Source organism: Mesorhizobium dulcispinae, assembly GCF_033977345.1.
Classification (GTDB): domain Bacteria; phylum Pseudomonadota; class Alphaproteobacteria; order Rhizobiales; family Rhizobiaceae; genus Mesorhizobium; species Mesorhizobium dulcispinae.
The window spans coordinates 1-1166 of the sequence record NZ_JAVIIY010000061.1 but is presented as its reverse complement, the minus strand read 5'-3'; the positions used below and the strand labels follow the sequence as shown (position 1 = coordinate 1166).

Annotated in this window: 2 protein-coding genes; one reads left to right on the top strand and one right to left on the bottom strand. The window is 64.7% G+C overall.

Going from position 1 to position 1166, the window contains the following annotated elements; all coding sequences use genetic code 11:
* Positions 1-220: hypothetical protein (locus RFN30_RS32235; protein ID WP_320265973.1), on the bottom strand; the 220-nt coding region annotated here is incomplete at its 3' end.
* On the opposite strand from RFN30_RS32235, the gene RFN30_RS32230 reads away from it, so the two are divergent.
* A complete protein-coding gene (locus tag RFN30_RS32230) occupies positions 219-1160 on the top strand; it encodes a transposase (RefSeq protein WP_320265972.1) in 942 nt (313 codons plus the stop codon). The genes RFN30_RS32235 and RFN30_RS32230 overlap by 2 nt on opposite strands.
* The last annotated feature ends 6 nt before the right edge of the window (positions 1161-1166 follow it).

The window sequence follows — 1166 nt, the reverse complement described above, 5'->3', positions numbered from 1 at the left end:
AGGATTGTTTGAGAAGGATCGGGTAGTTTGGCGGCCGGGACTGCAGGCCCATCACAGCCAGCAGTCCCGGCGGCAGGCGACCGTCCCTAGGATCGGGCAAGCACCCGACGTCATCATGGTCCCTGCCGTCTTTGTCCGCCATCGCTTGGAGAGTTGATTGGCCGCTGGCCTGAGCCACGCCCGCAAACAATCCGAAGCCCTTTAAGGATACCACCAGCATGGCCTTCCTGCATCAACAACCGCAGCTGTGCCTTGGCTTCGACATCGCCAAGAACACCATCACCGCCGCCGACGGCGCCGCCACCCGCACCATCGCCAATCAGCGGCGCGCCATCCGCGCCCTCCTCAAGCGCTACAAGCACATCGACCTGGTCGTGTGCGAGCCGACCGGAGGGTATGAGAGCCTGCTGCTCGACGAGTGCCTGCGCGCCGGCATCGCCTGCCATCGCGCCGACACGCTCAAGCTCAAGAGCTTCATCCGTTCCTTCGGCACGCATGGCAAGAGCGACCCCATCGATGCCGGCATGCTTTCTGCCTACGGCCGCGAGCGCTGGGAAAAGCTGTTCCTTTGGCAGGCTCCCGACTCCGACGAGGTGCGCTTGCGCGCCCTGGTCCGCCGCCGTCAGGAGCTCATCGCCTTCAAGGGCGCCGAGAAGTGCCGCGCCAAGGCTCCCTGCAGCCGCGAACTCGCCGCCTCCTTCAAGGCGGTGATCAAAGCCGTCGAGGATCAGATCCGGGCCATCGAGGTCGCCATCCGCGAGCTGATCGCCAACAGCAGCACCCTCAAGCACCGGGCAGCCATCTGCACGGCCATGGACAATCTCGGCCCGATCATGGCGGCCAAGCTGCTGGCCAATTTGCCCGAGCTCGGTTCCATGACCCGCCGCAAGGCCGCAGCACTTGCCGGCGTCGCGCCGCATCCCAACGACAGCGGCCAAAGACGGGGCTACCGCAAAATCCGCGGCGGACGCCCTGACGTCAGAAGCATGCTCTACATGCCGGCCCTGTGCGCCGCAGCCGGAAAGGGTGAGTTCGCAGCCTTCTACAAACGCCTGCGCGCCAACGGCAAAAAGCCTATGGTGGCCATCGCCGCCGTCATGCGAAAGATCGTCGTCACCCTAAATGCCAGGCTCCGGGACGCCATGATTCCTCAGAGTTGATGACGA